At 75.1% G+C, this 6,369-nt stretch carries 8 protein-coding genes; 2 read left to right on the top strand and 6 right to left on the bottom strand.

All coding sequences use genetic code 11. The features are described 5' to 3' along the window. Positions 1 to 245, bottom strand: a 245-nt coding sequence (locus tag AA75_RS40070; protein ID WP_033825405.1) for a response regulator transcription factor, incomplete at its 3' end; no start/stop codon positions are given. After that, on the bottom strand, positions 242 to 1,456 hold the full coding sequence (locus AA75_RS40065) for a sensor histidine kinase (protein WP_233289407.1): 1,215 nt from the start codon (positions 1,454 to 1,456) through the stop codon (positions 242 to 244). The genes AA75_RS40070 and AA75_RS40065, both read right to left, overlap by 4 nt. A gap of 177 nt (positions 1,457 to 1,633) precedes the next feature. Here AA75_RS40065 and AA75_RS40060 point away from each other — a divergent pair, with 177 nt between their 5' ends. Both AA75_RS40060 and AA75_RS40055 read left to right on the top strand, forming a co-directional pair. Then, entirely contained in the window at positions 1,634 to 2,704 is a 1,071-nt protein-coding gene (locus AA75_RS40060) for an FtsX-like permease family protein (protein ID WP_033825410.1), read from the top strand. After that, entirely contained in the window at positions 2,701 to 3,399 is a 699-nt protein-coding gene (locus AA75_RS40055; protein ID WP_051814234.1) for an ABC transporter ATP-binding protein, read from the top strand. Before AA75_RS40060 ends, AA75_RS40055 begins: the two co-directional genes overlap by 4 nt. Before the next feature lie 14 nt (positions 3,400 to 3,413). On the opposite strand, the gene AA75_RS40050 is transcribed toward AA75_RS40055, so the two are convergent. The 4 genes from AA75_RS40050 to AA75_RS40035 all read right to left on the bottom strand — a co-directional run. Further along, the gene (locus AA75_RS40050) at positions 3,414 to 4,010 is read right to left on the bottom strand and encodes a Uma2 family endonuclease (protein WP_033825404.1); all 597 of its coding nucleotides are present in this window, start codon (positions 4,008 to 4,010) and stop codon (positions 3,414 to 3,416) included. Between the two features lie 89 nt (positions 4,011 to 4,099). Continuing rightward, entirely contained in the window at positions 4,100 to 4,810 is a 711-nt protein-coding gene (locus AA75_RS40045; RefSeq protein WP_033825403.1) for a GntR family transcriptional regulator, read from the bottom strand. A gap of 53 nt (positions 4,811 to 4,863) precedes the next feature. Beyond that, the gene (locus AA75_RS40040; RefSeq protein WP_149038660.1) at positions 4,864 to 5,820 is read right to left on the bottom strand and encodes an ornithine cyclodeaminase family protein; all 957 of its coding nucleotides are present in this window, start codon (positions 5,818 to 5,820) and stop codon (positions 4,864 to 4,866) included. Beyond that, a partial coding sequence (locus AA75_RS40035; protein WP_033825407.1) for a proline racemase family protein occupies positions 5,817 to 6,369 on the bottom strand: 553 nt, incomplete at its 5' end. The genes AA75_RS40035 and AA75_RS40040, both read right to left, overlap by 4 nt.

Genomic DNA, 6,369 nt, shown 5'->3' with positions numbered 1-6,369 from the left:
AGGACCGCCGGCGGGTCGGGCAGCGCGGTGATCCGGCGGGTCGCCTCGACGCCGTGCATGCCGGTCCCCATCTGGAGGTCCATCAGCACCACGTCCGGCCGCCGGTCCAGCCCGGCGAGCACCTCCAGCGCCTCGGCGCCGTCCGCCGCCTCGCCGACCGCAGTGACGTCCGGCAGGTCGTCGACCATGGCGCGCAGCCCGCGCCGGACCACCGGGTGGTCGTCCACCAGCAGCACCCGGATCACCGGGCGCCCGCCTCGGCGAGCAGGTCGACGCCGTCGGCGGGGCGCAGCGGCAGCGCGGCGGCGACCGCGGTGCCCTCGCCCGGCGCGGACTCGACACTCAGGCTGCCGCCGAGCGCGGCGATCCGCTCGCGCATGCCGTGCAGGCCGAAGGTGCGGCGCTCGCCCTCGGGGCGGGCCAGCGGGTCGAAGCCGACGCCGTCGTCGAAGACGTCCAGGGTCACCTCGTCGTCGAGGTAGGCGAGGGTGACGGCGATCCGCTGCGCCCCGGCGTGCCGTACCGCGTTGGCCAGTGCCTCCTGGGTGAGGCGCAGCAGCGCCACCTCGGCCTCGACGGGCAGCGGGTGGGGCTCGCCGTCCAGGTGGAAGCCGGCTCCGGCGCCGCGGGCCAGGCGGCGCAGCGCCTCGGTGAGGGTGGTGTCGTCGAGGGCGGGCGGGGTGAGCGCGTGGACGAAGCGGCGGGCCTCGGCGAGGTTGGCGGAGGCGGTCCGTCCGACCTCGCGGATCCGGTTCGCGGCGGCGGCGGGGTCGGCGGGCAGCGCGGACTCGGCGGAGCGGGCCAGCAGCACGATCGAGGACAGTCCCTGGGCGAGGGTGTCGTGGATCTCGCGGGCGAGGCGCTGCCGTTCGGCGAGGCGGCCGGCCTCGCGCTGGGTGGCGGCGAGCTCGTCGCGGGTGCGCACCAGGTCGTCGATGAGGCGCTGGCGTTCGCGGCTCTCCCGGTAGAGCGCGGCGTAGCCGTACGCGGTGAGCAGGGCGACGGCGGCGCCGGCCACCGGGCCGAGCACCTTGGCGGTGGTCAGGCCGCCTTCGGTGCCCGCCTGGGCGGCGACCACGACGCCGGTCAGGGCGGCGACCGCGAGCACCGCCCGGCTGGCGGGCAGCAGGTGCAGGCAGACGAAGTACAGCGGGAACGCCAGGTAGCAGAACTCGGGGTGGAGCAGGGTGAGCGCGATCCAGAGCAGGACCACGGCGGCGAGCCAGAGCAGGGCGCCGGTCCGGGTGGTGCGGATCCGTCCGACCGGGCCGCCGGCGGCGTAGGCCGCGGCGAGCAGGGCGGCGGTGGCGAGCGCGCCCGGTCCGAGGCCGTGGTCGAGGACGCCGCGGGCCAGCAGGACGCCGAGCAGCGCGAAGAACAGCCCGTGCAGGGCGAGGTTCATCAGCCGCAGGGCGGGGGTGCTGCCGGCGTGCGCGGCCGGGTCGTCACTGGTCACGCCTTCCGAGGGTACGGGGTGCCCGGCGGGCGGCCGACCGGTCGGGCGTCAACCGTTCGATGGATTTCCGGGTGCACCGCGGGGTGGAGCCGGGGGCCGTTCCTCTCCACGATGGATTCGGCGGCCGCGGCGGCCAGGGTGGACGGCAGGACAGCCCACCTCCACCGGAAGGTCCCCGTGTTCGTCGCACTGAGTGACATCCGCTTCGCCAAGGGCCGGTTCGCGCTCATGGGCGCGGTCGTCACCCTGATCACCATGCTGGTCGTCTTCCTGTACGGCCTGACCGGCGGCCTGGCCGCCGCCGCCTCCTCCACGGTCGCCGGGCTGCCGGCCGACCGGATCGTCTTCGGTGCCCCGGCGGGCGCCGCCGCGACCGTCTCGTTCGGCAACAGCGTCGTCTCCGCCGGGCAGCAGGCCGCGTTCGCCGCCGCACCCGGGGTTGGCGCCGCACACCCGCTGGGCGTCTCGCTGACCCGGCTGACCGCGTCCGACGCCGCCGTGTCGGTCAGTGTGCTGGGCTCCCCCGCCGCGCTGCTGCCGCCGCTGCGGCAGGGCGCGGCGCCCGCGGACGGGCAGGTGGCCGTCGGTGCGGACACCGCGGCCGAGTACCACCTGGCGGTGGGCGGGCAGGTCCGGGTCGGCCCGAGCACGCTGACCGTCTCCGGCGTCACCGAGCAGCGCTCGTACTCGCACGCGCCGACCGTCTGGACCACGCTGGCCACCTGGGAGCAGCTGAGCGGCCAGAGCCGGCCGACCGTGCTGGCGCTGACCGGTTCGCCTTCGGGCGGCGCGGCACTGGACGCGGCGCAGGGGACCACGACGGTCGCCCTCGCCGACGCACTGGCCGGGATCAACGGCTTCTCGGCGGAGCAGGGCAGCCTGCAGCTGATCCAGGGCTTCCTGTTCGCGGTCAGCGCGCTGGTGGTGGGGGCGTTCTTCACCGTCTGGACGGTGCAGCGCCGCCCCGACATCGCGGTGCTGAAGGCGGTCGGGGCGAGCAGCGGCTACCTGGTGCGCGACGCGCTCGCGCAGGCCGCGGCCGTGCTGCTGGGCGGGGCACTGCTGGGCGGGGCGGCCGGCGGGACCGGGGGGCTGCTGGCGGCCTCCGCGGTGCCGTTCGACGTCGGCCCGGCGACCGTGGCCGTCCCGGTGGCGGCGATGGTGCTGCTGGGTCTGGCCGGGGCCGCGCTGGCGGTCCGCCGCATCACCTCCGTCGACCCGCTGGCCGCCCTGGGAGCCTCCCGATGACCACCACCGCGCAGACCACCACCCGTACCGGCCTCGCCCTGCGCGGGGTGACGCTGACCTACCCGGACGGCGAGAGCCGGCTGACCGCGCTGGACGACGTGACGCTGGAGGTGGCGCCGGGCGAGTTCACCGCGGTGGCGGGCCCGTCCGGGTCCGGCAAGTCGAGCCTGCTGGCGGTCGCCGCGACCCTGCAACGGCCCGACCGGGGGCAGGTGCTGATCGACGGTCTGGACGCCGGTGCGCTGGGTGACCGGGAGCGGACGGCGCTGCGCCGCGAGCGGCTGGGGATCGTCTTCCAGCAGTCCAACCTGCTGGCCTCGCTGACCGCCGTCGAGCAGCTGCTGGTGCTGGAGTCGGTCCGCGGCGGGCGCCCGTCGGCGGCCCGGTCGCGGGCCGAGGAGCTGCTGGCCTCGGTCGGGCTGGACGGTGCGAAGCAGCGGCGGCGCCCGCACCAGCTGTCGGGCGGCGAACGGCAGCGGGTGAACATCGCACGGGCGCTGTTCGGACGGCCGTCGGTGCTGCTGGTCGACGAGCCGACCTCGGCGCTGGACCACGAGCGCGGCGCGCAGATCGTCGGCCTGCTCGCGGAGATCACCCGCAGCCACGGCACGGCGACGGTGATGGTCACCCACGACCGGGACCTGCTGGGCCGGGTCGACCGGGTGCTGGAGATGCACGACGGCCGGCTGGCCTGAGCGCCGCCGCGCGGCTACTTCTCGGGGCCGAGGACGGCGTCCACGTCGAGCTTGACCTCGGCCCCGATGGAGGCGGGCAGGACGAAGGACTGTCCGGGCCGGTGGACGGCGTTCACCCGGTACTCGCCGTCGCTCGGCTCGGTGAGCACCATGACCCTGCGGTTCTGTCGGTCGACGATCACGTAGACCGGGATGCCCGCGGAGGCGTAGGCCGACGGCTTCTTCTTGAGGTCGTCGCCGAGGTTGGAGGAGGTGACCTCCAGGACCAGACGGAAGGCCGCCGGGTCGTAGCAGTTGTACTCGACCGGGTGATCGTCGATGTCGGCATCGGTGATCGAGAGGTCGGGAACGGCGTAATCCGACGGTCCGTCGGGCAGCCACACACCGACGGCCTGGTGCACCTCGGACCCGTCGCCGTTCATGCCGGCCGCGATGAGTGTCGCCATGATGCGGGTCAGCGCGCGGCTGTGCGACGCGTCTGCGGGCGGTGTCACGGCGATCTGACCCCCGATGATCTCGACTCGGTGCCCCGTCAGGCGACTGGAAATCAGGTCGGCCGCCTCGAGCAGCGTCGGCTGCTCGTACGGGTGCTCCACTGCTGCGGCGGACATGGATTCCTCCTGGCTGCCGATGTCGGAACCACCATCGTAGGCCCGGTGCCGCGCAACGGCCCGGGTCATGGCCCTCTCACCCGGACGGGTCAGCGGGCGCCGAGCCGCAGGGCCGGACGCTCCTCGGCGGCGGCCTCGGTGCCGGCCGCCCAGAGGTTGCGGATGTGGCCGAGGTGGCGGGCCATGCAGTTCTCCGCGTCGTCGGCGCGGCCGGCGATCATGAGGTCGAGCAGCTCCAGGTGCTCCTCGGCCGAGGAGACCAGTTCGCCGCGCTGGTCGAGCCGGTTGAGCCCGTAGAGGCGGGAGCGCTTGCGCAGGTCGCCGACGGTCTCGACGAGCCGGGCGTTGCCGGCGAGGCCGAGCAGGTCGAGGTGGAACTGGCGGTCGGCCTCCAGGTACCCGATCAGGTCGTGCTCGCGGGCCGCGACCACGATCGCCTGGGCCTCGGGGCGCAGCGCCTCGAGCTGCTCGGGGGTGGCGGTGCGGGCGACCCGGCCGACGGTGGGCACCTCGATCAGGGCGCGGATCTCGGTGTACTCGTCGAGGTCGCGCTCGCTCAGCTCGGTGACCCGGAACCCCTTGTTGCGGACCGCCTCGACCAGGCCCTCGCGGGCCAGGTCGAGCATGGCCTCGCGGACCGGGGTGGCGGAGACCCCGAAGTCGGCGGCGAGGGCGGGGGCGGAGTAGACGACACCGGGGCGGAGCTCACCGGAGATGAGTCCGGCGCGCAGTGCGTGGGCGACCTGGTCGCGCAGCCGCTCCTGGACGGAGATGAGGGTGCGGGGCTTTCGGTCCGCCATGGTGTTCCTCCGGAGGTTCGAGGACACCATTGTACAATGTCACGTTACTCACTTTATGGAAGATTCAAGCGAAATCCGGGGGACATTTCGTATTGCATGGCAGCGACTGCCAGATCCTGCCAGGCCATCCCGACGCTCTTGAAGAACCGCGGCCGGTCGAACGCCACAGCCGCCTCATCGTTCACCAGTTCTGAGAGGTTCGCAAGCATCGGCGCCCCCGGCGCCCAGCCCGCCGGAAAGGCCATCAGGAGGTCCCCCGCCTCCCGCAGCGCGCCGGCCCGGGACTCCGTGTACAGCGCCGATCTGCGCACCAGCGCGCCGTCCACCTCCCGGGCGCCGGGATCGTGCGAACCGACCGCCGCCACCACCGCCCGGTCGGCCACCGCACCGCCGTCGAACAGCGGCGTCCGGGCGGTGGTGCAGCACACCACGATGTCCGCACCGGCCACCGCCGCAGCCGTCCCGGGCGTGGCGTCGAGCCCCAGTGTCCGGGCGTGGGCGCACAGGTCCTCGGCGGGCGCCGCCCGGCGGGCCACCACGGTCACCCGGGTCAGCGGGCGGACCTCCGCGAGCGCCGCCAGGTGCCCGTACGCCTGCGGGCCGGCGCCGAACAGCACCAGGTGCGCCGCGTCCGGCGCGGCGAGCCGGCCGACCGCCAGCGCGGTCACCGCCGGGGTGCGCAGCGCGGTCAGCGCGGCGCCGTCGAACAGCGCCAGCGGCCGCAGGGTCGGGCCGTCCAGCAGCAGGTGGCTCCCGGTGATCCGGGGCAGGCCGAGGCCGGGGTTGGCGGGGGCCACGCCCGCGATCTTCACCCCGGCGTAGCGCCCGGTGGCGGCGGGCATCAGCAGCAGCTCACCGGCGGGGACCGGGATGTTCGAACGCGGCGGGCAGCTCTCCGGGTCCAGGCCCTCCCGCAGCACCCGTTCCAGCGCCTCTCGGGCCTGCCGCGGCGTCAGGGTGAGCTCCAGGAACGGCAGGGCGGCGTCGGCCCGGGCGGGGGCGGGCGTCACAGCAGGAACCCCGTTCCGAGCGGGTCCGCGGGGTCGAGGTCGAACCGGTGCTCGCCGGTGCGGTACGCGCTGCCGGTGACCTCGGTCACCACCCCGCCGTCCCGCTCGCCCGCCGGCCGCCCGGTGAACACCGTGCCGATCACCGACTCGTGCCGCAGCTCCTGGCCGGCGGTCAGCCGGCCCTCGGCGGCCAGCAGGGCGAGCCGGGCGGAGGTGCCGGAGCCGCACGGCGAGCGGTCGATCTGGCCGTCCGCGAAGACGGTGACGTTGCGCTGGCTCGGGCCGTTCGGCAGGTCGGGCAGCTCCTCGTAGAGGATCACCCCGTAGACGCCGGACAGCCGCGGGTCCGCCGGGTGGCGGGTGGCCGGCTCGTCGGCCAGGGCGGCACGGATCTCCCGTCCGGCGGCGGTGAGTTCGGGCAGGTGGGAGGTGTCGACGCGCAGGCCGAGGTCGGCGGCGCGGACCGAGGCGTAGCAGGCGCCGGAGTGGGCCAGGCCGACGGCGACCGGGCCGCGGGAGGTCTCCACCCGCAGGTCGAGGGCGGTGACC

Source organism: Kitasatospora sp. MBT63 (assembly GCF_000710465.2).
Taxonomy (GTDB): domain Bacteria; phylum Actinomycetota; class Actinomycetes; order Streptomycetales; family Streptomycetaceae; genus Kitasatospora.
This window is presented reverse-complemented; position numbering and strand designations above follow the sequence as displayed.

What these genes read in the sequence shown, in the direction of transcription:
- AA75_RS40050 (WP_033825404.1), bottom strand. Translation starts at nt 4,010, where the DNA reads ATGTCCGCCGCAGCAGTGGAGCACCCGTACGAGCAGCCGACGCTGCTC.
- AA75_RS40045 (WP_033825403.1), bottom strand. Translation starts at nt 4,810, where the DNA reads ATGGCGGACCGAAAGCCCCGCACCCTCATCTCCGTCCAGGAGCGGCTG.
- AA75_RS40055 (WP_051814234.1), top strand. Translation starts at nt 2,701, where the DNA reads ATGACCACCACCGCGCAGACCACCACCCGTACCGGCCTCGCCCTGCGC.